The following is a 23,069-nucleotide window of genomic DNA, read 5'->3' on the forward strand; positions in this document are numbered from 1 at the left end:
CCCGCCGCCGGCGGGACCGGCCCCGGCGCCGGTCACGAGCCCCGCCCCGGATCCGGCGCCGGGCAGGGGCCCGGACCAGGTCCCGGCCGGGAACCCGGTCCGGGACCCACGGCCGGACCCGGCGCCGGACGCAGACCCGCCCCCAGGGCCGAACCCACGGCTGAAGGAGCCACCCCGCACCATGAACACCCCCGACACCCCCGAGACCACGAACACGCCCGCGGCCACCGCCGCGCCCGCCCAGACGAACAGCGCCGTCGCCGCGACGGCCACGGTGATCACCAACATCGCCAGTCTGGTCACCAACGACCCCTCCCTCGGTGACGGAACCCCCCTGGGCCTGATCCAGGACGCGGCGCTCGTCATCGAGCACGACCGCGTGGTCTGGGCAGGCGAGAACAGCAAAGCACCCGCCACTGACAACCGGGTCGACGCGGCGGGCCGGGCGGTCTTCCCGGGCTTCGTGGACTCCCACTCCCACCTGGTCTTCGCGGGCGACCGCACCGCGGAGTTCAACGCCCGGATGTCCGGCCGCCCGTACGCCGCCGGCGGCATCCGCACCACCGTCGCCGCCACCCGCGCGGCCGACGAGGGCGAGCTGGAGGCCAACCTGGTCCGCCATCTGCGCGAGGCGCTGCGCCAGGGCACCACCACCTTCGAGACCAAGTCCGGCTACGGCCTCACCACCGAGGACGAGGCCCGCGCCCTGCGGCTGGCCGCCCGGCACACCGACGAAGTCACCTATCTGGGTGCGCACATCGTCGCCCCCGAGTACGCCGACGACCCGGCCGGCTATGTCGAGCTGGTCACCGGCCCGATGCTGGACGCCTGCGCCCCGCACGCCCGCTGGATCGACGTCTTCTGCGAGCGCGGCGCCTTCGACGGCGACCAGGCGCGGGCGATCCTCACCGCCGGGGCGGCGCGCGGGCTGCACCCGAGAATCCACGCCAACCAGCTCTCGTACGGCCCCGGCGTCCAGCTGGCCGTGGAGCTGGACGCGGCCTCCGCCGACCACTGCACCCATCTCACCGACGCCGACGTGGACGCCCTGGCGCACTCCGCGACCGTCGCCACCCTGCTGCCGGGCGCCGAGTTCTCCACCCGCGCCGAGTGGCCGGACGCCCGGCGGCTGCTGGACGCGGGCGCGACCGTCGCCCTCTCCACGGACTGCAACTCCGGCTCCTCGTACACCTCCTCGGTGCCGTTCTGCATCGCGCTGGCGGTACGGGACATGGGGATGACCCCCGACGAGGCCCTCTGGTCCGCCACCGCCGGCGGTGCCCGGGCGCTGCGCCGCACCGACGTGGGCCGGCTCGCCCCGGGCAGCCGGGCCGATCTGGTGCTGCTGGACGCGCCCTCGCACGTCCACCTCGCCTACCGGCCGGGCGTGCCGCTGGTCTCCGAGGTATGGCGCGCGGGCGCCCGGGTGGCCTGAGCCCCGCCCGGGCCGACCGCCGAGTCCGGCCCGCCGCCCGGCCGTCCCGGGCCGCCCGGCCGTGTCCTGCCCGGCGCCGGGTGCTCGCGCCGGGTGCCGGGGCCGGGCGCCGGGCCGCGCCCCCGGAAGCCCGCGAGGGCCCCGTTCCGCCGTGGAACGGGGCCCTCGCCGTCGTATCCGCCGTACGGCTCACACGGGTGACACCGCCGCACCGGCCGGCACCGCTGGCACGGCGTACGGCCGAACCGCGTCGCCGTGCCCGGGCCGTACCGCCGCGCCCGGGGCCGGTGCCGGGTGGGGCTCACTCCTCGACGGTGAGGCCCTTGCGCAGCTTGGTGAGGGTGCGGGAGAGCAGCCGGGAGACATGCATCTGCGAGATGTTCAGCTCCTCGCCGATCTCCGACTGGGTCAGCCCCGCGACGAAGCGCAGCGAGAGGATCTTCCGGTCGCGCGCGGGGAGCGCGGCGATCAGCGGCTTGAGCGACTCGATGTACTCGATGCCCTCCAGCCCGTGGTCCTCGTAGCCGATCCGGTCGGCGAGCGCGCCCTCGGAGTCGTCCTCCTCGGGCTGGGCGTCCAGTGAGCTGGCCGTGTAGGCGTTGCTCGCCGCCATGCCCTCGACGACCTCCTCCTTGCTGATGCCGAGCCGCTCGGCCAGCTCGCCCACGGTGGGCGACCGGTCGAGCCGCTGGGCCAGCTCGTCGCCGGCCTTGGCGAGCTCCAGGCGGAGCTCCTGGAGCCGGCGCGGCACCCGCACCGACCAGGAGGTGTCGCGGAAGAAGCGCTTGATCTCACCGACGATCGTCGGCATCGCGAAGGTGGGGAACTCGACCTCGCGGCTGATCTCGAAGCGGTCGATCGCCTTGATCAGGCCGATGGTGCCGACCTGGATGATGTCCTCCATCGGTTCGCTGCGGGAGCGGAAGCGGGAGGCGGCGAACTTGACCAGGGCGAGGTTCAGCTCGACCAGGGTGTTGCGTACGTACGCGTGCTCGGCGGTGCCTTCCTCAAGCCCTCCGAGGCGGGTGAAGAGGGTCTTCGACAGCGCCCGTGCGTCTGCGGGGGCGACCTCGTCGTACGGCGGAATCTCGGGCAGATCGAGCGCGAGCTCCGACTCGGGCGGCAGGATCTCCGGAAGGCCGGGGAGCGGCCGGACGGCCGGGGTGGTGGAATCGATCGGATCGATCTGTTCGGACAGTTTTGCCGACGGCGCGAGGGGGGTACGCGCTTCGTCGAGCCGGGGTGACATGGTCTCCTCCATCGTTCTCGGCATATGGCAGCCGATGCCCGTCAACATCGTTCGCGCTGTGCGGCGCCTCCAGAGCCGGCCGTTTCGGGTATCCCTACTAGCCCTACCCGGTCGCCGGGGATCGTTGCAAGTATCAAATGCGCCGTATGTCCGATCTGTAGGGGAGTCTGACCTCGCCCCGGCTGAGCTCCGGCTACCCTCCTGCGAAGGTAAGGGCGTAGTGTTCTCCCGACTCAACGGCATCGGCGAAGAGGGGCGGCATGGACCGCGGGACGGTCGGCAGCGCGAATCAGGGCCGGCTCAGGGTCGGGGTTCGGACCGAGGGACGCAGCGAGGTCCTCACTCCGGCAGGTGAGCTCGATCACCACACGGCGGAATTGCTGCGGGAACCTCTGGACGCCGCGATCGACCGCGGGTGCGCGCGCATCGTGGTCGACTGCTCACAGCTCGCGTTCTGTGACTCCACGGGGCTCAATGTGCTGCTGGGCGCCCGGCTCCGGGCCGAGGCGGCCGGGGGCGGGGTGCACCTGGCCGGCATGCAGCCCGTCGTGGCCAGGGTCTTCGAGATCACCGGCGCGGAGGCGGTCTTCGACGTCCACGAGACGCTCGAAGCGGCGCTGGCCGAATGAGCCGAACGAGCTGAGGTGAGTGGAGACGGGCCGGCCGGGTCCGTGTCCGACCACGGCCCCCGCAGGGGCCACCGGCCCGCGCGATACGCGTCGGCCGGTGCGGCGGGTGTCGTCCCCGGGCCTCCGGGCAGAAGAAACCCGCGGCACTCCGCAGAGGCCCGAGCACCCCGTGCTCCTCTGTACCGAAGTAATGGCGAACTGGTGAATCGGTGAGGTGAAGCGCTGATGGGCACCACCCAGCAGCATCCGCCGAGCGATCTCGGCCCGGAGTCCTCCGGCTCCGGGGCCGGCGGTGGCGATGGTGCCCCGGACCCGGCCGCGACCGCCGCGCCGACGGGTCCCTCCGGCGACGCGTCCGCGCCCGCGGCGACGGCCACCGCGCGGCAGGTCCGGCGGCTGGAACTCGGCGACGCCAGCGGCATTGTCCCGCTGGCCCGCGACTTCACGCGGCAGGCGCTGTACGACTGGGGCTGGTTGCCCGCCGAGTCGGCCGACCGCCGCGCCGCCGCCGAGGACGTGCTGCTGGTCGTCTCGGAGCTGGTGACCAACGCCTGCCTGCACGCCGAGGGACCGGAAGAGCTGCGGGTCTCGCTCGACGCCAAGGTGCTGCGCCTGGAGGTGACGGACCGGGGCCCCGGCCAGCCGGCCCCGCGCACCCCGCACCGCGCCGGACGCCCGGGCGGCCACGGCATGTTCATCGTCCAGCGCCTCTGTCTCGACTGGGGCGTCACCCGCGCCGACGGGGCCCCCGGCAAGACCGTCTGGGCCGAGCTGGCCGCCCCGGAGTAGCCGGGCGGGCCGGTCTGTCGCCTCTGGCGTGTGCCCGTGCGGGCCGACATGGGTCCGTGGCCGGGTGGTTCGCCGGTTCCGTCGCATGCCCGCGGCCGGATGTCTCCCGGTCCGGCGCGTGGCCGGGGCCGGGTGGTCCTCCGGTCCGGGACACGGCTCCGGGGCGGGCTCGCCGGTCCCCGGGGGCCCGTGACCGGGCGGTCCTCCGGCCCCGCCCGTTCCCGGGATCGGACGGTCCTCCGGTCCGGGGTACGGCTCCCGGCGCGCGCGTCCGGAGCGACTCCCGTCGCCGGAACGCGTCCGTACCGGAGGGGCCCGGCGTGCCGCACGAAGCCGGTGGGCCCGTCGCGACCGGAACCGGACCGAAGAGAGCACGGCGACCAGCCGTGCTCTTCGTGTTTCCCGCCGCTGTGCCGGAATCGCGGCCGCTCCGGCTCGGGGCCGGCTGCGGACCACCGGTCCCGCCTCCGTCGCCTGCCCCGTCCCGCAATGCCCCCGCTCCCCGTGGCGAGGCGCCCGGGCCCCACGCCGCCGAGGTACGTGCGGACGGGGCCCCACGCCACCGGGGCCGTACCGCGTACCCCGGGGACCGGCCCCGGAGCCGTGACCGTGCGTCCGGGGTGGCCGCCACCCCGGGAGCCGTACCGCGTGCACCAGGGAAGGGCCCGCCCCCGGAGGCGTACCGACTCGCCCGGCAGGGGCCGCCCCCAGGGCCGTACGCCGAAGGGCCGCCGGTCCGGGGGAGATCCGGAGCGGCGGCCCTTCGGGGTGCTGCCTACAGGTGCGCGCCGGCCGTCCGCCGGCGGACGCGACGGACGCGTCCGACGTGGCGGGCGTACCGGCTGCTCAGTGCACGTCGCCCATCAGGGCCTGCACGCGCTTGCGGGACAGGTAGATGCCCACGCCGATCGCGGCGGCCATCCCGGCCTCCAGGGCGATGATCCCCGTGCCGTTCAGGTCCACGCCGGCCAGCGACAGCAGACCGGTGACACAGTCGCCCGCGGTGACCGCGAGGAACCAGACACCCATCATCTGCGAGGCGTACTTCTGCGGCGCCATCTTGGTGGTCACCGAGAGGCCGACCGGGGAGAGGCACAGCTCACCGATGGTCTGGATCATGTAGATCGCGACCAGCCAGAGCGGCGACGCCTTCGAGCCGTCACCGGTCATCGCGATCGGGAGCATGAAGACGAAGAAGGAGACGCCGACCAGGAAGAGACCGATCGAGAACTTCACGATCGTGTTCGGCTCCTGGTTCCTGCGGGCCAGCCACAGCCAGAGCCAGGCGAAGACCGGGGCCAGCGCCATCACGAAGAGCGGGTTGAGCGACTGGTACCAGGTGGCCGACGGGACGAAGCCGCCGATGCCGCCGGTCTTGTCGTCCGCGAACAGCGACAGGGTCGAGCCACCCTGGTCGTAGATCATCCAGAACAGCGCGGCGGCGACGAAGAACCAGATGTAGCCGTTCATCTTCGACTGCTCGGTCCGCGTGAGGTCCTTGTCGCGCTTGATGCGCACCAGCACCGCGACCGGAATGAGCAGACCGGCCAGCGTCAGCGGGACCAGGGCCCAGTTCAGGGTGAACATGCCGAGGGCGACCACACCGCCGTAGAAGACGGCGGCGATCACCACGGCGACCGCGACCTTGACCAGAACCGCGGTGCGCTCCTCGGCGCTCAGCGGGTTCGGGACCTCGCTGCTCTTCGGGCTCAGGTGGCGGGAGAACAGGAGGAACTGGAGCAGGCCCAGGCCCATGCCGACGGCCGCCAGGGCGAAGCCCAGGTGCCAGTTGAACTCCTTGCCGATCGTGCCGATGACGAACGGAGCGACGAAGGCGCCCACGTTGATGCCGATGTAGAAGAGCGTGAAGCCGCCGTCCCGCCGGGGGTCCTCGGGACCCTCGTAGAGGTGGCCGACCATCGTGGAGATGTTGGCCTTCAGCAGACCGGAGCCCACCGCGACCAGGACCAGACCGACGAAGAACATCGCCTGGCCCGGGACCGCGAGCGACACATGGCCCAGCATGATCACGGCGCCGGCGATCGCGACGGTCTTGCGCGCGCCCCAGACCCGGTCACCGAACCAGCCACCCGGCATGGCCATCAGGTACACCAGGGACAGGTACACCGAGTAGATGGCCGTGGCCGTCGCGGCGGTCATCGCGAGGCCGCCGCCCTGGGAGCCCGTGGCGGCGTCGGCACCGCCCGAGACCAGGTAGTACACGAGCAGGGCGCGCATGCCGTAGTAGCTGAAGCGCTCCCACATCTCCGTGAGGAAGAGAGTGGCCAGGCCGAGGGGATGGCCGAAGAAGGTCTTCCCGGTGCCAGGGGTGCTGGCTGGGTCCTTCGTCAGGCTGGACGCCATGGTCGATCCTTGGGTGTTCGGGACGCGGCGCTTCGTGAGCGGTACGCGCCCGGTGGGGGTGGCCGGTACCGGGGCGGGGCCACCCTCGCCCCCGATGCCGGGATCTCGTCCCCGCGGGCCGCGGGAACGCAAGGACGGAACCGCTCCGGGATCCACACCCCGGACGCGGCGTCGCGTCGTGGGGCCCGGCCCAGAGGTCATTCTGTGTTATCGGCGTTTGCTGCGTTTTCTACGTTCTCTGCGCTTCCGCGTTGTCCGCCGACTACGCCTGCCGTGCGCAGAAAAAGAGACCCTCGGCGCCTCGCCGGCCCCAAGGGTCCCCAGGTAGTACATCAGGCGTCTCGCCACCATACGACACGACTGGGCGATACATGGAAGTGCCTGAGACATGAATCACAGGTTTGGCCGGAACCATTGACGGTCATTCCAAGGTGTTTCCTCGTTTGGCGTCGTACGGCTCCGGGGTGAGTGGATCATCGTCCGTTCGCCCCTCACCCCGTGCGGCCCGCGGACTACCATCATCCTCATGACCCGAGTACTGCTCGCCGAGGACGACGCATCCATTTCGGAGCCACTGGCTCGCGCACTGCGGCGGGAGGGGTACGAGGTCGAGGTCAGGGAGGACGGGCCCACCGCGCTCGACGCCGGTCTCCAGGGCGGTGTCGACCTGGTCGTGCTCGACCTCGGGCTGCCCGGCATGGACGGCCTGGAGGTGGCCCGGCGGCTGCGGGCCGAGGGGCACACCGTGCCCGTCCTGGTGCTCACCGCGCGCGCCGACGAGGTGGACACGGTGGTCGGGCTCGACGCGGGCGCCGACGACTACGTCACCAAGCCGTTCCGGCTGGCCGAGCTGCTGGCCCGGGTACGGGCCCTGCTCCGGCGCGGCGCCGGCGACCCGGCCCCCGCCCCCGCCACCCACGGGGTGCGCATCGACGTCGAGTCGCACCGCGCCTGGATGGGCGACGAGGAGCTCCAGCTCACCGCGAAGGAGTTCGACCTGCTGCGGGTGCTGGTCCGGGACGCCGGCCGGGTGGTCACCCGGGACCAGCTGATGCGCGAGGTCTGGGACACCACCTGGTGGTCGTCGACCAAGACGCTCGACATGCACATCTCCTGGCTCCGCAAGAAGCTCGGCGACGACGCGGCCAACCCCCGCTACATCGCCACCGTCCGGGGCGTCGGCTTCCGCTTCGAGAAGAGCTGAGCCGACGACGGCTCCGGTCCGACGAGCCCCGGGCCCCGGCCGGACACCGGTCCGACCACTCCCGGGATCCGGCCGGACGCCGGTCCGGGCCCGGAATCCGACGGGGCTCCGGTCCCCCCCCCGAGGGCCCGGCCGGACTCCGGCCCGTGCCGGGGCCCCGCTGAACCGGCCGGAGCCTGACCCGGCCCCCCGGGCCCCCCGGGCCCCGGTTCAGGAACCGCGGCCCCGGAGCCCCGCCCCCGGGCCCCCGGATCCGGCCTGGCTCCGGTTTCACAACCCCGGGACCGCCGGCCGCGACCAGGACATCAGCACATCAGGACAGCCGAACCCGGCCCGGGGTCCCCGAACGGACCGGGCCGGGAAGAACCGGGCCGGAGAACGGCCCGCCCAGCCCGGAGGGCACCGTGCGCCGCCGACTGATCAACTCCACGCTCGCCGTGGTCCTCGTCGTCATCGCCGTCTTCGGGGTCTCCCTCGTCATCGTGGAGACCCGCACCATCAGCAGCAGCGCCCAGGAGAGCGTGGACTCCGAGGCGTACCGGCTGGTCAGCATCGTGGACAGCCGGCTCATCGGCGGCGATCCGGTCAACCCCGACATCCTCTCCGACGAGAGCGGGGCCAAGCGGTACGCGATCATCCGGATCCCCGGCCGACGCCCCATCGAGATCGGTGAGCGGCCCGAGGGCGGCGCCATCCGGGGCTCCGCCGAGGGGGACCGGGGCGAGACGGTGACCGTCGAGGAGCCCCGTTCCGTGGTCACCGCCGAGGTCGGCCGGACCCTGCTGATCATCGGCGCGGTGGCGCTGCTCGCCGTGGTGGCCGCCGTGCTGCTGGCGGTACGCCAGGCCAACCGGCTCGCCTCCCCGCTCACCGACCTCGCGGAGACGGCCGAACGGCTCGGCTCCGGCGATCCGCGCCCGCGCCACAAGCGGTACGCCGTGCCCGAGCTGGACCGGGTGGCCGATGTGCTGGACGCCTCGGCCGAGCGGATCGCGCGGATGCTCACCGCCGAGCGGCGGCTCGCGGCCGACGCCTCGCACCAGCTCCGTACGCCGCTGACCGCACTCTCCATGCGGCTGGAGGAGATCGCCCTCACCGACGACCTGGAGACGGTGAAGGAGGAGGCGACGGTGGCGCTCACCCAGGTCGAGCGGCTCACCGACGTGGTCGAGCGGCTGCTGACCAACTCGCGCGACCCGCGTACCGGCTCGGCGGTGCCCTTCGACCTGGACGACGTGGTCAAGCAGCAGATCGAGGAGTGGCGGCCCGCCTACCGCAGCGCGGGCCGGGCGATCGTCCGGTCCGGCAAGGTCGGCATGCGGGCGGTCGGCACCCCGGGCGCGGTCGCCCAGGTGCTGGCCGCGCTGATCGAGAACTCGCTGATGCACGGGGGCGGCACCGTCGCCCTGCGCACCCGGGTGACCGGCAACCAGGCGGTGGTCGAGGTGACCGACGAGGGGCCGGGGGTGCCGTCCGGCCTCGGCGCGCGGATCTTCGAGCGGGCGATCAGCGGCCGCAACTCCACCGGCATCGGGCTCGCCGTCGCCCGCGACCTGGCCGAGGCGGACGGCGGCCGGCTGGAGCTGCTCCAGCAGCAGCCCGCGGTCTTCGCGCTGTTCCTGGCCAGGGAGGCGGGCGCCCACCGGGACCAGCCGGAGGGCGAGGAGGCGGCCCCCCGCACGGTCCGCTGAGCCGGGCCGGGTGTGCGGCCGGGGCCTACCGGCGGGGCCTACCGGGCGGGGCCTACCGGGCGGGCCGGGTCGGTGGCGCCGCTCAGCGGGGGCTGCCGCGCCGGTCCGGGCCGCCGGGGGCTGCCGCACCGGTCCGGGCCGCCGGGGGCAGCCGCGCCGCTCGGACGGGCCGGCCCGTCCGACCGGTCAGCCGCGCCGGGCCACCGAGGGGGCCGGCTCGGGGCGCCGCTGCTCCAGGAACGGTTCGGCGGGCCGTACCGCCTCCTGCTCGGGCAGCGCCCGGAAGACCCAGCTGCGGTAGGACCAGAAGCGGAACAGGGTCGCGACGCCGATGCCGAAGAACTTGAAGAAGTTGTTCTGGAGCGGGCTGTCCCAGCCGAAGCCGTAGGTGGCGGTGTAGAGGACGCCGTTCTCGATCACCGCGCCCAGGATGCTGAACACCACGAAGAGCATCAGCTCCCGGGCCCGGCGGCTCTTGTCCCGGTCCCGGTAGGTGAAGTAGCGGAAGCCCACGTAGTTGCAGCCGATCGCCACCGCCGTGGCCAGCAGGCTGGCGCGTACCACCTGGAGGTCGGTGGCGCTCCGCAGCAGATTGAAGACCCCCATGTTGACGAGGAGCCCCAGACCGCCGATCACCCCGAATTTGGCGATCTCCCGGGCGAGCTGGTCCAGCCGCACACGTAGTGCGCCTCGTTCACTCATGGTGACCTTTCAGCTTCATCCGGTCGGCTCTGTCAACCCAGCCATGCTAACCACCACCGCCGGGTGACGCTCGGGGGCTGGGGGACGGAGGGGGCGTACGGGACGAACCCCCGCGCGCCCGGCGGCGCGGGGGCGCCCGGGCGGGCCGTCCGTGGGCTGACGTGACCGGCCCGCGGGGGCGGCGGATACCCTGGAAGAGTGACGTTCCCGGTAGTCGGTATGGTCGGCGGCGGCCAGCTCGCTCGTATGACCCACGAGGCGGGCATCCCGCTCGGCATCAGATTCAAGCTTCTCAGTGACACCCCGCAGGACTCCGCTGCGCAGGTCGTGAGCGATGTCGTCATCGGCGACTACCGCGATCTGGACACGCTGCGTGAGTTCGCGCGGGGCTGCGATGTGATCACTTTCGATCACGAGCATGTACCCACCGAGCACCTCCGGGCCCTGGAAGCGGACGGCATCCCCGTCCGGCCGGGGCCCGACGCCTTGGTGCACGCCCAGGACAAGGGGGTGATGCGGGCGAAGCTGAGCCGGATCGGCGCCCCCTGCCCCCGGCACCGGCTGGTGGCCGACCCGGCGGACGTGACCGCGTTCGCCGCCGAGGGCGACGGCTTCCCGGTCATCCTCAAGACCGTACGCGGCGGATACGACGGCAAGGGCGTCTGGTTCGTCCGCTCCGAGGCGGAGGCGGCCGAGCCCTTCAAGGCGGGCGTCCCGGTGCTCGCCGAGGAGAAGGTCGACTTCGTACGGGAGCTCGCCGCCAACATCGTCCGCTCGCCGCACGGCCAGGCGGTCGCCTACCCGGTGGTGGAGTCCCGGCAGGTGGACGGCGTCTGCGACACCGTGATCGCCCCCGCTCCCGACCTCTCCGAGGAGCTGTCCGGCCAGGCGCAGGAGCTGGCGCTGCGGATCGCCCGGGAGCTGGGCGTGGTGGGCCATCTCGCGGTGGAGCTGTTCGAGACCCGGGACGGCCGGATCCTCGTCAACGAGCTGGCCATGCGCCCGCACAACTCGGGCCACTGGAGCCAGGACGGCGCGGTCACCTCGCAGTTCGCCAACCATGTACGCGCCGTGCTCGACCTGCCGCTGGGCGACCCGCGCCCCCGCGCGCGCTGGACGGTCATGTGCAATGTGCTGGGCGGCGACTACCCGGACATGTACGCGGCCTATCTGCACTGCATGGCCCGTGACCCGCAGCTCAAGATCCACATGTACGGCAAGGACGTGAAGCCCGGCCGCAAGGTGGGTCACGTCAACACCTACGGCGACGACCTGGCCGACGCGCTGGAGCGCGCCCGGCACGCCGCCGGCTATCTGCGAGGAACGATCGTTGAGTAATCCACTCGTGGGCATCGTGATGGGCTCCGACTCGGACTGGCCGGTGATGGAGGCCGCCGCCCAGGCGCTGGACGAGTTCGAGATCCCGTACGAGGTCGACGTGGTGTCCGCGCACCGGATGCCGCGCGAGATGATCGCGTACGGCGAGGAGGCGGCCGGCCGGGGACTCAAGGCGGTCGTCGCCGGGGCCGGGGGCGCCGCCCATCTGCCCGGCATGCTCGCCTCGGTGACCCCGCTGCCGGTCATCGGGGTGCCGGTGCCGCTGAAGTACCTGGACGGCATGGACTCGCTGCTCTCCATCGTGCAGATGCCCGCGGGGGTGCCGGTGGCCACCGTCTCGGTCGGCGGCGCCCGGAACGCCGGACTGCTCGCCGCCCGGATCCTGGCCGCCTCCGACCCCGTACTCCTCGGCCGGATGCGGGAGTTCCAGCAGGAGCTGAACGACCAGGCCACCGAGAAGGGCCGGCGGCTGCGCGGCAAGGTCGAGGGCTCGGCGGCGTTCGGCTTCGCCCGATGAGCGGGGCCGGGGCGCCCGGGCACGGCGGCGCGGCGGACACTGGGGATGGGCCGTCCCGCGCGGCCGGATCCGGGGGCGGGCCCGCAGCCGGGTCCGCGACCGGATCAGCGGCCGGTTTCCTGGCCGAGGCGCGGGAACTGCTGGCGGACCATCCGGTGGCGGACGGTCACAACGACCTTCCGTGGGCGCTGCGCGCGCAGGCCGGGTACGACCTGGACCGGCTGGACATCGCCGCCGACCAGACCGGACGGCTCCACACCGACCTCGGACGGCTCCGGGCCGGCGGGGTCGGCGCGCAGTTCTGGTCCGTCTACGTCCGCAGCGACTTCGCCGGTGACCAGGCGGTCAGCGCCACCCTGGAGCAGATCGACTGCGTCGACCGGCTGCTGGCCCGTCACCCCCGGGAGCTGGCGCCCGCGCTGACCGCCGACGACATGGAGGCGGCCCGCGCCGAGGGCCGGATCGCCTCGCTGAAGGGTGCCGAGGGCGGCCACTCCATCAACTGCTCGCTGGCCACCCTCCGGGCGCTGTACGCGCTGGGCGTCCGCTATATGACGCTCACCCACAACGACAACCTCCCGTGGGCCGACTCGGCCACCGACGAGCCGGGCGTGGGCGGCCTCTCCGCCTTCGGCCGGGAGGTCGTACGGGAGATGAACCGGCTCGGCATGCTGGTGGACCTCTCGCACGTGGCCGCCACCACCATGCGGGACGCGCTGGACACCGCCGAGGCGCCGGTGCTCTTCTCGCACTCCTCCGCCCGGGCGGTCTGCGACCACCCGCGCAACGTGCCGGACGACGTGCTCGGCCGGCTGGCGGACAACGGGGGCGTGGCCATGGCCACCTTCGTCCCGAAGTTCATCCTGCCGGCGGCGGTGGAGTGGACCCGGCTGGCCGACGAGAACATGATCGCCCAGGGGCGGCACCCGCTGGACTCCTCGCCGGAGGCGATGCGGCTGCACGCGGCCTTCGAGGAGGCGCACCCCCGCCCGGTCGCCACGGCGGCCACCGTCGCCGACCATCTGGACCATATGCGGGAGGTCGCCGGTATCGCCCATATCGGTATCGGTGGCGACTTCGACGGCACCCCGTTCACCCCGTCGGGTCTTGACGACGTCTCGGGTTACCCCAACCTGGTGGCCGAGCTGCTGGCCCGCAACTGGTCGCGCACCGACATCGCCATGGTCACCTGGTCCAACGCGGTCCGGGTGCTGCGGGACGCGGAGGCGGTCGCCCGCGACCTGGCCCCCCGCCGCGCCCCCTCCACGGCGACCCTGGAGTCCCTGGACGGCTGACTCCCGGCGCCCGTGGCGCAGGGCCCGGAGCCTTCCGCGCTCCGGCCCCTGCGCGTCCCGACCGGGCCCCTGCTCCCTGGGACCAGCGCGCCTTGGCCCCGGGTCTCTGGGCCTCTCATGCCCCTGTGCCTCGCGTCCTGGGCCACTTGGCCCCGGGCCCGGCTGGGCCGCGCTCGGGGCCTCATACCCCTGGGACCTGTGCCCGGGGCCCCTGGGCTCGCGCCCGGGGGCCTTCGCTCTCCTCGCCACCGGTCGGCCTGGGGCCTTCGCGCACCCGGCCGCCGTACGGTTCCGGCCGTCGTCCGGCCGGTCGCCGCCACCCGGACGCAGTACACCGCCGCGACCCGGTGGGCCGGGCGTGCCACCGTGAAGCCATTGGGCATCGGCTCGTCACTCGCCGTCCTGGAGCGGAGCTCCCCATGGCAGACCTGCAGCACCCGCAGCACCCCATAACCCCGTCGCGCCCCACCTCCGGGGCGTCCCCCGTACCGAGGGCACTCGCCTCCCGTCCCGCGCACTCCTGCGCGCCGACCGCGCCCCCGATCTCCCGCACCCCGGGCGTCCCGCCGCGCGGCGCCGCCGAGGCCCCCGCCCCCTCCTCGGTCGATCTGGCCCGTGCCCGGGTGCTGCTCGCCGCCCAACTCGTGGTGGACGGCCACAACACCCTGGCCCAGGAACTGGGCCGTACCCCCTGGCAGACCCTGTGCGACGGCGAGAGCACGCTGGACGTGGACATCCCGCGGATCCGGGCGGGCGGAGTCGGCGCCCAGTTCTGGGCCCTGCACCCCCCGGACCCGGAGACGGACCCGGAGACCGGCACGGCGACGGCCCCGGAGACCGGCTCCGGGACCGGCCCCGGCACCGCCCCCGCGCCGGACACCACCCCCGGTCTCGTCCCTGCCCTCGTCCCCGACCCGGAGGCCGGTACCGACCGGCTGATCAGCTCGACCCTGGACCGGATCGACGCGGTCCGGTCCCTGATCACCTCCTGCCCGGAGTCCCTCAGCCTGGCCCGCACCGCCCGCGAGATGGCGGACGCCCGGGACCGGGGCCGGGTCGCCTCGCTGCTGGGCCCGGTCGCCGGCGCGGCGCTCGGCGACTCGCTGGGCACCCTCCGCGCGTACCACGCCCTCGGCGTCCGCAGCGTGAGCCTCGCGGGTACGCACTGGGCCGAGGTCCCGGACGGGCTCACCGCCTTCGGGGAGGAGGTGATCCGGGAGCTGAACCGCCTCGGCGTGCTGGCCGATCTCTCCGGTGCCGCGCCCGCCACCATGCACCGGGTGCTCGACGTGACCTCGGCGCCGGTCATGTTCTCCCGCTCGGCGGCGTACGCCCTGACCCCGCACCCGGCGAACGTCCCGGACGACCTGCTGCGCCGGCTGCGCGCCAATGGCGGGGTCTGCATGGTCGGCTTCGCACCCGAACTGGTCGAGAATGGTCATGTCCCGCCCGCCGTCCGGGACGTGGCCGACCACCTGGAGCATGTGCGCGAGGTCGCCGGCCCCGAGTCGGTCGGCATCTCGGGGTCGTACGGCTCCCGGGCCCAGGTCCCGCACACGGTCGGCCTCGAGGACGCCTCCTGCTACCCGCACCTCATCGCGGAGCTGCTGCACCGGGACTGGCCCGAGTCCGACATCGCGGCCCTGACCTGGGGCAACGCGGTACGAGTCGTACGCGAGGCAGCCGACCTGGCCACCCCGCCGCCCCCCTGACCGCCCCGCCCGTCCGGGTCCGGCTCCACCCGGCGACCCGCTGGAAGCGTCAGTGCTCCGGCCGTGGACCGTTGTCCTCGAGACCGGCTCCGGTCGGCGGGTGGGGCCGATACCCGGGTCGATAGCCGGCGATGATGACGCCGCCGGCCGTCGGGGTGGCGTCGGTGAGGCGGAACGCGGTCGGGGCGAAGCCGGCGGTGAACAGGCGTCGTCCGGTGCCCAGGACGAGGGGGTGGACGCAGAGCAGGTACTCGTCGATGAGGCCGAGCGGGGCGAGGGACCGGATCAGCGCGCCGCTGCCCATGATGTGCAGGTCGTTGCCCGGGGTGTTCCTGAGTTCGGTGACCGCCGCGGGGACGTCGCCGCCGAGCAGGGTGGAGTGGGGCCAGGGCAGGGGCTCGGTCAGGGTGCGGGACGCGACGTACTTGGGAGCGTTGTTCAGGGCGTCGCGGAACGGGCTGTCCTGGGTGTTCCAGTGGGTCAGCAGGTCCTGGTAGGTGCGGCGGCCCAGGAGGTATCCGCTGCCGGCGGCCAGCCGCCGGCCCCATGCCCTCGTGACGGCCTCGTCCCCGGCCCGTTCGGCGGCCCAGCCGCCGTGGGCGAACCCCTCGCGGGTGTCCTCGTCGGAGCGGCCGGGGCCCTGCATGACGCCGTCCAGGGTGATGTGGTTGATGACAACGATCTTCACGGCACTCCTGTCCACCGGTAGGACGCGGCTGCGGAAGGGGGTCCGGCGCCCCCGGGACCGGCGCTCGGGCGGCCGGGGTCGCACCGGGCCGATCGGCGCCGGGGCTACTCGGCGCAGAGGCAGAAGGGATGCCCCGCTGGGTCCGCGTATACCCGGAATCGCCACTTTCCGCCCTCGTCGGTGTCCAGCGGCCGGGCGCCGAGCCGCAGCACCTCCCGTTCGGCGGCGTCCATGTCGCTGACGGTGAGATCCAGGTGGAGCTGCTGGGCGTTCCGGTCGGAGCGCGGCCACTCCGGCGGGGTCAGATCGGCCACCCGCTGAAAGGCCAGCCGCCGGCCGTCCGGCAGGAAGAGGTCGTACCAGTCCTCGCCCACATTGCGCACCGAGCCGCCGAGCACGGCGGAGTAGAACTCCGCGAGCGCGCGCGGATCGGGACAGTCGAGGGCGGTCAGGGTGAGCGTGGCGACGGCCATGGGTCCTCCGCGAGTCGCTGGCCACGGCCGGGCGGCCGGGCGGCCATGAGACTGATCGGGTGCCCCGGGGGGAACGCTCCGATGCCGGTACGCCCCCGGATGACACCCGTCCCGGCGGACGGCCGGACAGCCGAACGGGCGGGCGGCCGGACGGATGGATGGGCGGCCGGGCGGCCGGACCGGCCATCGCGGCTCCCGGCCCGTCGCCCGGTACGTCAGGTGTGCGGGCGGCCCGTCGCCCGGTACGTCAGGCGCGCGGACGGCCCATCGCCCGGTACGTCCAGCCCGCCGCCCGCCAGCGCTCGCCGTCCAGGGCGTTCCGGCCGTCCAGGATGATCCGCTCGGCGGCCACCTCGCCCAGCTCCGCCGGGTCCAGCTCGCGGAACTCGCGCCACTCCGTCAGATGCAGCACCACATCGGCGCCGCGCACCGCCTCCAGGGCGCTCTCCGCGTAACCGAGGGTCGGAAAGACCTTGCGGGCGTTCTCCATGCCCTTCGGGTCGTACACCGTGACCTGGCCGCCCTGGAGATGGATCTGCCCGGCCACATTGAGGGCGGGCGAGTCCCGCACGTCGTCCGAGTCCGGCTTGAAGGCGGCGCCGAGCACCGCGACCCGCTTGCCGAGGAAACCGCCGTTCCCGAGCGCCTCCCGGGCCATGCCGACCATCTGGCCGCGCCGCCGCATGTTGATGGAGTCGATCTCGCGGAGGAAGGTCAGTGCCTGGTCGGCGCCCAGCTCGCCGGCCCGGGCCATGAACGCCCGGATGTCCTTGGGCAGACAGCCGCCGCCGAAGCCGATGCCGGCCCGCAGGAACTTGGCACCGATCCGGTCGTCGTGGCCGATCGCCTCCGCGAGCCTGGCCACGTCGCCACCGGCCGCCTCGCAGACCTCGGCCATCGCGTTGATGAAGGAGATCTTGGTGGCCAGGAAGGAGTTGGCGGCGGTCTTCACCAGCTCGGCGGTCGGGAAGTCGGTCACGACCAGCGGCGAGCCCTCGGCCATCGGGGTGGCGTACACCTCGCGGAGGGTCTTCTCGGCGGCGGCGCTCTCCACCCCGACCACGATCCGGTCCGGGTGCAGGGTGTCCTGGACGGCGAAGCCCTCGCGGAGGAACTCCGGGTTCCAGGCCAGCTCGGCGTCGGCACCGGCCGGGGCGCGCTCGGCCAGCAGCCGGGCGAGCCGCTCGGCGCTGCCCACCGGCACGGTCGACTTGCCGACCACCAGCGCCGGGCGCCTGAGGTGCGGGGCGAGCGCGGCGAAGGCGGCGTCGACGTAGCTCATGTCGCAGCCGTACTCGCCGTGCTTCTGCGGGGTGTTGACGCAGACGAAGTGGACGTCTCCGAAGTCCGCGACCTCCTCCCAGGAGAGCGTGAACCGCAGCCGCCCCGAGGAGCCCTCGGCCCCCGCGACATGGCGGCGCAGCAGCTCCTCCAGACCCGGTTCGTACATCGGCACCCGGCCGGCCCGGAGGGTTTCGATCTTCTCCGGGTCGATGTCGAGGGCCAGCACCTCGAAGCCCAGCTCCGCCATGGCCGCCGCATGGGTGGCGCCGAGATAGCCGGTGCCGATCACGGTGATCCTGAGGGCCATGGGGTCTGCTCCATCGACGTACGAGAGGAAGTGCGGGCCCCGAGCATAGTCGGGGTGCCGGGTGGGCACTCTGTCCGCCGGGGCGGGACGGCGGCCCACCCGCACCCCGGACACCGGATCGCCGGGGCCCGGACAGGGCCCGGCCGGCAGCCCATCGGGGCCCGGAAGCCGCCCGGAAGGCGTTCGGACGGCCTCCGGACGGCACCCGGAAGGCTTCCGGGCGGTGCTCCACCGGTGGTCGGGGGCGGCCCGCCCCGCGCGCCCGCGATTTCGCTGTCAGCAAGCTCACGTATGCGGGGGCGGCGAGGGGCACCTAAAATTCGGGTTACTTAACGGTAGTTAGCGTAGTGAGCCAGGGGAGTGAACGATCATGGCGGGAACGCCTGACTTCGATCTGTACCGCCTGTCCGAGGAGCACGACATGCTCCGGGACACCATCCGTTCGCTGTCCGAGGCCAAGATCGCCCCGTTCGCCGCGGCCGTCGACGAGGAGGCCCGCTTCCCGCAGGAGGCGCTGGACGCCCTGGTCGCCGCCGACCTGCACGCGGTGCACGTCCCCGAGACGTACGGGGGCGCGGGCGCCGACGCGCTGGCGACGGTCCTGGTCATCGAGGAGGTGGCCCGGGTCTGCGCCTCCTCCTCGCTGATCCCGGCGGTCAACAAGCTCGGCTCGCTGCCGGTGATCCTCTCCGGCTCCGAGGAGCTGAAGAAGAAGTACCTGGGCCCGCTCGCCAAGGGCGACGCGATGTTCTCGTACTGCCTCTCCGAGCCGGACGCCGGTTCGGACGCGGCCGGCATGAAGACCCGCGCGGTGCGCGACGGCGACTTCTGGGTGCTCAACGGCGTGAAGCGGTGGATCACCAACGCGGGCGTCTCCGAGTACTACACGGTGATGGCCGTCACCGACCCCGAGAAGCGCTCCAAGGGCATCTCGGCCTTCGTGGTGGAGAAGGGCGACGAGGGCGTCTCCTTCGGCGCCCCGGAGAAGAAGCTCGGTATCAAGGGCTCCCCGACCCGCGAGGTCTATCTGGACAACGTCCGGATCCCCGCCGACCGCATGATCGGCGCGGAGGGCACCGGCTTCGCCACCGCCATGAAGACGCTGGACCACACCCGTATCACCATCGCCGCCCAGGCCCTCGGCATCGCCCAGGGTGCTCTGGACTACGCCAAGGGGTACGTCCAGGAGCGCCGGCAGTTCGGCAAGCCGATCGCGGACTTCCAGGGCGTGCAGTTCATGCTCGCGGACATGGCCATGAAGCTGGAGGCCGCCCGTCAGCTCACCTACGCGGCCGCGGCCAAGTCCGAGCGCGTCGACGGCGACCTGACCTTCTTCGGCGCGGCCGCCAAGTGCTACGCCTCCGACGCCGCCATGGAGATCACCACCGACGCCGTCCAGCTCCTCGGCGGCTACGGCTACACCCGTGACTACCCGGTCGAGCGGATGATGCGGGACGCCAAGATCACCCAGATTTATGAGGGTACGAACCAGGTCCAGCGGATCGTCATGGCCCGCAACCTGCCCTGACGGCGGCGCCGGGCGCGCGGTCCTGTTCCACCGGCCGCGCCCCGGCCCGCACCGCAGCTGAGCCCCCGGAGGTCCGGGGGCTCTCGCATGCGCGCTGCCGACCGGGAAGAGGCCGTCAGGGAGAGGGCCGGGGAGCCGGGGTCACTTGCCGGTGACGGTGACCTTCTCGTCGTTCTGGATCTCCTTCACCAGCTGCTGCACCTTGGCCTTGTCCCAGACCAGGTTGGCGCCCCGGCTGCCGCTGATCGGCATGTTCAGCGACGTACCCTCGCCGCCGCTGATCCCCTTCATGGCGAAGAACATCTCGGCCAGGTCGAAGAGCGACATGTCCTTGTCCACGATCAGCGTGTCGAGGCCGGCGCCCAGGGTCGGGTAGAGCGCGAACGGGTTGAGGATCGTGCCCGGGGTGGCCGCCTGGCTCGCCAGCGCGGAGAGGAACTTCTGCTGGTTCTTCGTCCGGGCCAGGTCCGACTCCGCGAAGGCGTACCGGGTGCGGACGAAGGCGAGGGCCTGCTCACCGTCGAGGGTCTGCTTGCCCGCCTGGAAGTCGGCGCCGGACTTCTTGTCCTTGAACGCCTTGGGGATGTCCAGCTCCACCCCGCCCAGCGCGTCCACGATATTGGCGAAGCCCGCGAAACCGATCTCCGCGTAGTGGTCGATGCGCAGTCCGGTGTTGTGCTCCACCGTCCGCACCAGCAGCTCCGGGCCGTCCTCCGCGTAGGCGGCGTTCAGCTTCACCCGGCGGCCCTGGGCCTCGAACCGCTTGCCGGACTCCGAGCCCACGAAGGCGGGGATCTCCACGTCCGAGTCACGGGGAAGCGAGATCATGGTGTTCCCGCTGGAGCAGGAGGCCAGGATCATCATCGAGTCGGTCCGCTTACCCTCGGCCGAGCCGGTGTGCAGCTTCTGCTTCTCCTCGGCCGACATGCCCTCGCGGCTGTCCGATCCGACGATCAGATAGGTGGTGCAGTCGCCTTCCTTCGGCCGGTCGATGACCTTCGCCAGGTCCACCTCGCGCCGCATCTTGCCGTCGGCCCAGAAGTAGGTGCCGATGGTGGTGGCGAGGATCACGACCAGCGCCACGATGGAGCCGATCTTGATGCGCCGCCGCCAGTCGGGCGCGGGGCCCGGCGGCCGGCCCGGTCCGGTGCCCGGCCGGCGCGGACCGCCGCCGCCGGGGGTGCCGTAGACCTGGCCGGTGTTGTAGCCGCTGTCGTACGGCGGTGCCTGCGCCGGGATGGACTCGTACCCGGGCGGGGCGTCGTACCCCGGGGACTGCTGCGGGGGCACCTGGGGCCGCTGCACGTGACGCATCACACGCGCGCCCTCGGGCTGGGCGCCGGCACCGCCGTGCCCGTACCGCGCGTCACGGTCGTCGGGCCGTCTGCCGCCGTGTCCGGCGCCTCCGCCGGGCCGGGGGCCGCCCCCATACCAGTCATTCATGGGGAACAGTGTGCAGGTCGCCCCGGCGCGTCGGACAGGGCGGGTGGAAAATCGGGTCATCGCTGTAGCGAAGCTGATGCAATGGGGCCGTTACCTGCCCGGCATAGGGTGGGGCCATGACAGATCAGGCCCCGTTGGAGGGCAAGCCGACCGCGGCTTCCCGCACCACTCTCAGCCACATCATGACCGGAAGTGACACCAATCTCCTCGGGACGGTGCACGGCGGCGTGATCATGAAACTGGTGGACGACGCCGCCGGGGCCGTCGCCGGCCGCCACTCCGGCGGGCCCGCCGTCACCGCCTCCATGGACGAGATGGTCTTCCTGGAGCCGGTCAGGGTCGGAGACCTGGTGCATGTGAAGGCTCAGGTCAACTGGACCGGCCGGTCCTCCATGGAGGTCGGCGTCCGGGTGCTGGCCGAGCGGTGGAACGAGTCGACCCCGGCCACCCAGGTCGGCAGCGCCTATCTGGTGTTCGCCGCCGTCGACGCGGACGGCAAGCCCCGCCCCGTACCGCCGGTGGTGCCGGAGACCGAGCGGGACAAGCGGCGCTACCAGGAGGCCCAGATCCGGCGCACCCACCGGCTGGCCCGCCGCCGTGCCATCCGCGAGCTGCGCGAACAGCGGGCGGCCGAGGGCATCGACGACTGACGACTGGCAGTGGACCGCCTGACAACTGACGATGGTCTGTCTGCTGTCTGCTGTCTGCTGTCTGCTGTCTGCTGTCTGACGCCGGTCGCCGGTCGCCGGTCGTCTGCCGTCGGCCGCTGACGCCGGCGGCTGCGGGGTGGCGTGGCATGGCGGCTGACAACTGGCGGCTTTTGTCATTCGACAGGCGCCGGCGGGCGACCGGCGACCGGTCCGGCGGCGGTCAGCCGCAGATCACCTGGTCGCCGGTGAGCGTGCCGAACTCGCCCTGATAGGCGTTCTCCGCCCGGACCGGCACCACCGCCGTGAAGTTCTCGCCCGCCGTCACCTTCAGCGTGGCGCCCTGCCCCGAGACCGGGTGCAGCACCGATCCCGGCAGGGCGGTGGCCAGCGAGCGGGCCGACCGGTCCCAGCGCGGGTCGAAGGAGATCACCGTACGGGCGACGTCCCGCCGGTCGCCGTTGAGCGGGGTACGGGTGGTGCTGAAGCCCGTCGAGCGGAGCGCGGAGTCCACCGTGGCGCCCAGCCCGTGCAGCCGGGTGCCGTTGTAGACCTGCACCCGGATCTGCTGTGGCGAGACCTCGACCAGCTTCTTGCGGGCCGCGGTCCGGGGCAGCCGGCCGGCCAGCGGCTGGTCCTCGCGGACGGCGGCGAACAGCTTCTTCGACTTCACCGGGTCCCACTTCACCGTCGAGCCGATCCCCTTCACCTGGTATCCGGCATTGGCCACCGGCACCGAGGTGAACTCCGACGAGGCGGCGGTGAAGCCGCGCATCGCCCTGGCCAGGGCGAGCATCTCCTCGGTACGGAACCCCTGGTCGGCGCGGACCGAGCCGAGCACCGAACCGGCCACCTCCCGCAGCCGCACCGGGTTCAGCAGTACGCCGCCGCTGGTGGTCCGGTCGATGAGCGCCGCCATGAACCGCTGCTGCCGCTGCATCCGGCCCAGGTCCGAGGCGCCGTCCACATGGCGGGAGCGGACGTACTGGAGCGCCTGCCCGCCGTCGAGCCAGTGCGTCCCGGAGTCCAGCACCAGACCGGTGTAGTTGTCCTTCATCGGCTTGGCGGTGCAGATCTCGACGCCACCGACCGCGTCCACGGTGCGCATGAAGGCGGTGAAGTCCACCTCCAGATAGTGGTCGATCTTCACCCCGGTCATGTGCTCCACGGTCCGGACCGTCAGGGTCGGCCCGCCCTCGGCGTAGGCCGCGTTCAGCTTCACCGGGTGGGCGAGGTGCCGCTTGCCGGTGGTGGCGTCGGTATGACCGGGAACCTCGGCGTACGAGTCACGGGGGAGCGAGATCACGCTCGCCCGTGTCCGGTCGGCCGAGATGTGCAGCAGCATGATCGTGTCGGTGCAGTGGCAGGGCGCGCCGCCCAGCCGGTACTTCTCCTTCTCCTCCTCGGTGATCTTGTCGCGGCCGTCGGTGCCGACCAGCAGGACATTGGTGCCGTGGCCCGCCCGTGGCCGGTTCTTCATGTCGCGGAACGGGTCGATCCGGTCGATCTTGGTGTCCAGGCTGCTGACCAGGGCGTGTCCGATCCCGCCCGCCCCCAGGACCAGCACCGAGAGGGCGGTCGCCAGCCGGGCGGCCCACCGGGACCTGCCGCCGCGCGGGGGCCGGGGGCCCTTGCCGCCGGGGGCCGTACCCGGGCCCGTCCCGGAGACGGGGGGCGGGGTGGGCCAGTGCCGGGCCGGTGCCGGTGCGGACCGGCGGCGGGATTTGCCGCGCCCCACCGGGCCGGACCGGACGCCCTGCCGTCCGTCCGTACC

The 23,069-nt window shown here is 72.9% G+C and carries 18 protein-coding genes and 1 pseudogene; 11 read left to right on the forward strand and 8 right to left on the reverse strand.

Going from position 1 to position 23,069, the window contains the following annotated elements; all coding sequences use genetic code 11:
- The first annotated feature begins 181 nt into the window (after nt 1–181).
- The gene (gene hutI, locus NX801_RS19980; protein WP_258789159.1) at nt 182–1,435 is read left to right on the forward strand and encodes an imidazolonepropionase; all 1,254 of its coding nucleotides are present in this window, start codon (nt 182–184) and stop codon (nt 1,433–1,435) included.
- A 301-nt stretch (nt 1,436–1,736) separates the two neighbouring features.
- On the opposite strand, the gene NX801_RS19985 is transcribed toward hutI, so the two are convergent.
- Nucleotides 1,737–2,696, reverse strand: a complete 960-nt coding sequence (locus NX801_RS19985) for an RNA polymerase sigma factor SigF (protein ID WP_428986183.1) — start codon at nt 2,694–2,696, stop codon at nt 1,737–1,739.
- 248 nt (nt 2,697–2,944) lie between these two features.
- Between NX801_RS19985 and NX801_RS19990 the strand changes: the two genes are divergently transcribed.
- Nucleotides 2,945–3,313, forward strand: coding sequence for an STAS domain-containing protein (locus NX801_RS19990; protein ID WP_258789160.1), 369 nt, complete (start codon nt 2,945–2,947; stop codon nt 3,311–3,313).
- 225 nt (nt 3,314–3,538) lie between these two features.
- On the forward strand, nt 3,539–4,102 hold the full coding sequence (locus NX801_RS19995; protein WP_258789161.1) for an ATP-binding protein: 564 nt from the start codon (nt 3,539–3,541) through the stop codon (nt 4,100–4,102).
- 846 nt (nt 4,103–4,948) lie between these two features.
- On the opposite strand, the gene NX801_RS20000 is transcribed toward NX801_RS19995, so the two are convergent.
- Entirely contained in the window at nt 4,949–6,466 is a 1,518-nt protein-coding gene (locus NX801_RS20000; RefSeq protein ID WP_258789162.1) for a peptide MFS transporter, read from the reverse strand.
- A gap of 526 nt (nt 6,467–6,992) precedes the next feature.
- Between NX801_RS20000 and NX801_RS20005 the strand changes: the two genes are divergently transcribed.
- Together NX801_RS20005 and NX801_RS20010 are read left to right on the forward strand one after the other, a co-directional pair.
- Nucleotides 6,993–7,670, forward strand: coding sequence for a response regulator transcription factor (locus NX801_RS20005; protein ID WP_258789163.1), 678 nt, complete (start codon nt 6,993–6,995; stop codon nt 7,668–7,670).
- Between the two features lie 404 nt (nt 7,671–8,074).
- Nucleotides 8,075–9,361 (forward strand): ATP-binding protein, encoded by a 1,287-nt coding sequence (locus tag NX801_RS20010; RefSeq protein ID WP_258789164.1) that lies wholly within the window; start codon nt 8,075–8,077, stop codon nt 9,359–9,361.
- A gap of 186 nt (nt 9,362–9,547) precedes the next feature.
- Here NX801_RS20010 and NX801_RS20015 read toward each other — a convergent pair whose 3' ends face one another.
- Nucleotides 9,548–10,063, reverse strand: a complete 516-nt coding sequence (locus tag NX801_RS20015; RefSeq protein ID WP_258789165.1) for a GtrA family protein — start codon at nt 10,061–10,063, stop codon at nt 9,548–9,550.
- Nucleotides 10,064–10,261: 198 nt separating this feature from the next.
- Between NX801_RS20015 and NX801_RS20020 the strand changes: the two genes are divergently transcribed.
- The 4 genes from NX801_RS20020 to NX801_RS20035 all read left to right on the forward strand — a co-directional run bounded on the left by NX801_RS20020 (nt 10,262) and on the right by NX801_RS20035 (nt 14,925).
- On the forward strand, nt 10,262–11,401 hold the full coding sequence (locus NX801_RS20020; protein ID WP_309505864.1) for a 5-(carboxyamino)imidazole ribonucleotide synthase: 1,140 nt from the start codon (nt 10,262–10,264) through the stop codon (nt 11,399–11,401).
- A gap of 19 nt (nt 11,402–11,420) precedes the next feature.
- Nucleotides 11,421–11,918 carry a 5-(carboxyamino)imidazole ribonucleotide mutase gene (gene purE / locus NX801_RS20025; RefSeq protein ID WP_258789199.1) on the forward strand — a complete coding sequence of 166 codons (498 nt, stop codon included), beginning with the start codon at nt 11,421–11,423 and terminating at the stop codon, nt 11,916–11,918.
- Nucleotides 11,915–13,213: a dipeptidase gene (locus NX801_RS20030; RefSeq protein WP_258789166.1), complete on the forward strand. Its 1,299-nt coding sequence runs from the start codon at nt 11,915–11,917 to the stop codon at nt 13,211–13,213. Before purE ends, NX801_RS20030 begins: the two co-directional genes overlap by 4 nt.
- A gap of 419 nt (nt 13,214–13,632) precedes the next feature.
- Nucleotides 13,633–14,925, forward strand: coding sequence for a dipeptidase (locus NX801_RS20035; RefSeq protein ID WP_258789167.1), 1,293 nt, complete (start codon nt 13,633–13,635; stop codon nt 14,923–14,925).
- 49 nt (nt 14,926–14,974) lie between these two features.
- On the opposite strand, the gene NX801_RS20040 is transcribed toward NX801_RS20035, so the two are convergent.
- The 3 genes from NX801_RS20040 to NX801_RS20050 form a co-directional block, all read right to left on the reverse strand.
- Nucleotides 14,975–15,613, reverse strand: coding sequence for a dihydrofolate reductase family protein (locus tag NX801_RS20040; RefSeq protein ID WP_258789168.1), 639 nt, complete (start codon nt 15,611–15,613; stop codon nt 14,975–14,977).
- A 104-nt stretch (nt 15,614–15,717) separates the two neighbouring features.
- Nucleotides 15,718–16,086 carry a VOC family protein gene (locus NX801_RS20045; protein ID WP_258789169.1) on the reverse strand — a complete coding sequence of 123 codons (369 nt, stop codon included), beginning with the start codon at nt 16,084–16,086 and terminating at the stop codon, nt 15,718–15,720.
- Between the two features lie 247 nt (nt 16,087–16,333).
- Nucleotides 16,334–17,677, reverse strand: a complete 1,344-nt coding sequence (locus tag NX801_RS20050) for a UDP-glucose dehydrogenase family protein (RefSeq protein ID WP_258789170.1) — start codon at nt 17,675–17,677, stop codon at nt 16,334–16,336.
- A 370-nt stretch (nt 17,678–18,047) separates the two neighbouring features.
- Here NX801_RS20050 and NX801_RS20055 point away from each other — a divergent pair, with 370 nt between their 5' ends.
- A complete protein-coding gene (locus NX801_RS20055; RefSeq protein ID WP_258789171.1) occupies nt 18,048–19,205 on the forward strand; it encodes an acyl-CoA dehydrogenase family protein in 1,158 nt (385 codons plus the stop codon).
- 141 nt (nt 19,206–19,346) lie between these two features.
- On the opposite strand, the gene NX801_RS20060 is transcribed toward NX801_RS20055, so the two are convergent.
- Entirely contained in the window at nt 19,347–20,648 is a 1,302-nt protein-coding gene (locus tag NX801_RS20060) for an LCP family protein (RefSeq protein WP_428986184.1), read from the reverse strand.
- A 116-nt stretch (nt 20,649–20,764) separates the two neighbouring features.
- On the opposite strand from NX801_RS20060, the gene NX801_RS20065 reads away from it, so the two are divergent.
- Complete coding sequence (locus NX801_RS20065) at nt 20,765–21,298, forward strand: acyl-CoA thioesterase (protein ID WP_258789172.1); 534 nt, start codon at nt 20,765–20,767, stop codon at nt 21,296–21,298.
- Nucleotides 21,299–21,518: 220 nt separating this feature from the next.
- On the opposite strand, the pseudogene NX801_RS20070 reads toward NX801_RS20065, so the two are convergent.
- Nucleotides 21,519–22,978: pseudogene (locus NX801_RS20070) on the reverse strand (LCP family protein); the annotation flags it as partial.
- Nucleotides 22,979–23,069: the final 91 nt, after the last annotated feature.

Origin of the sequence: Streptomyces pyxinae (assembly GCF_024756275.1) — a bacterium.
In the GTDB taxonomy this organism is placed as follows: domain Bacteria; phylum Actinomycetota; class Actinomycetes; order Streptomycetales; family Streptomycetaceae; genus Streptomyces; species Streptomyces pyxinae.

Bases quoted from the DNA above. Each gene is read 5' to 3' on its own strand.
- hutI (WP_258789159.1), top strand. From the start codon at position 182: ATGAACACCCCCGACACCCCCGAGACCACGAACACGCCCGCGGCCACC.
- NX801_RS19985 (WP_428986183.1), bottom strand. From the start codon at position 2,696: ATGGAGGAGACCATGTCACCCCGGCTCGACGAAGCGCGTACCCCCCTC.
- NX801_RS19990 (WP_258789160.1), top strand. From the start codon at position 2,945: ATGGACCGCGGGACGGTCGGCAGCGCGAATCAGGGCCGGCTCAGGGTC.
- NX801_RS19995 (WP_258789161.1), top strand. From the start codon at position 3,539: ATGGGCACCACCCAGCAGCATCCGCCGAGCGATCTCGGCCCGGAGTCC.
- NX801_RS20000 (WP_258789162.1), bottom strand. From the start codon at position 6,466: ATGGCGTCCAGCCTGACGAAGGACCCAGCCAGCACCCCTGGCACCGGG.
- NX801_RS20005 (WP_258789163.1), top strand. From the start codon at position 6,993: ATGACCCGAGTACTGCTCGCCGAGGACGACGCATCCATTTCGGAGCCA.
- NX801_RS20015 (WP_258789165.1), bottom strand. From the start codon at position 10,063: ATGAGTGAACGAGGCGCACTACGTGTGCGGCTGGACCAGCTCGCCCGG.
- purE (WP_258789199.1), top strand. From the start codon at position 11,421: ATGGGCTCCGACTCGGACTGGCCGGTGATGGAGGCCGCCGCCCAGGCG.
- NX801_RS20030 (WP_258789166.1), top strand. From the start codon at position 11,915: ATGAGCGGGGCCGGGGCGCCCGGGCACGGCGGCGCGGCGGACACTGGG.
- NX801_RS20035 (WP_258789167.1), top strand. From the start codon at position 13,633: ATGGCAGACCTGCAGCACCCGCAGCACCCCATAACCCCGTCGCGCCCC.
- NX801_RS20045 (WP_258789169.1), bottom strand. From the start codon at position 16,086: ATGGCCGTCGCCACGCTCACCCTGACCGCCCTCGACTGTCCCGATCCG.
- NX801_RS20050 (WP_258789170.1), bottom strand. From the start codon at position 17,677: ATGGCCCTCAGGATCACCGTGATCGGCACCGGCTATCTCGGCGCCACC.
- NX801_RS20055 (WP_258789171.1), top strand. From the start codon at position 18,048: ATGGCGGGAACGCCTGACTTCGATCTGTACCGCCTGTCCGAGGAGCAC.
- NX801_RS20060 (WP_428986184.1), bottom strand. From the start codon at position 20,648: ATGAATGACTGGTATGGGGGCGGCCCCCGGCCCGGCGGAGGCGCCGGA.
- NX801_RS20065 (WP_258789172.1), top strand. From the start codon at position 20,765: ATGACAGATCAGGCCCCGTTGGAGGGCAAGCCGACCGCGGCTTCCCGC.